At 70.4% G+C, this 247-nt stretch carries 1 protein-coding gene; it reads right to left on the reverse strand.

Annotated elements, in window-relative coordinates; translation table 11 throughout:
- The coding region (locus tag ACLJNW_RS27555; protein ID WP_410961735.1) for an ABC transporter permease subunit at positions 1–247 on the reverse strand (247 nt) is incomplete at both ends.

The raw sequence follows: 247 nt of genomic DNA on the forward strand, positions 1-247 counted from the left end.
CCAGCGAGGTGTCCTTGACCAGGCTGATGAACTGCCCGGCCAGCGGCGGCAGCACGCGCTTGAAGGCCTGCGGCAGGATCACGAAGCGCATCGACTGGCCGGCGTACAGGCCCAGGGAGCGGGCGGCCTCGTTCTGTCCGCGGGCGATGGACTGCACGCCGGCCCGGTTGTTCTCGGCCACGTAGGCGCCGGTGAACAGCGCCAGCGCCGCAACCCCGGAGAACTCGCGGGACAGGTTGAGCACGGT

This window comes from Salmonella sp. SAL4457, assembly GCF_046548235.1.
GTDB classification, from domain to species: Bacteria; Pseudomonadota; Gammaproteobacteria; order Enterobacterales; family Enterobacteriaceae; genus Salmonella; species Salmonella enterica.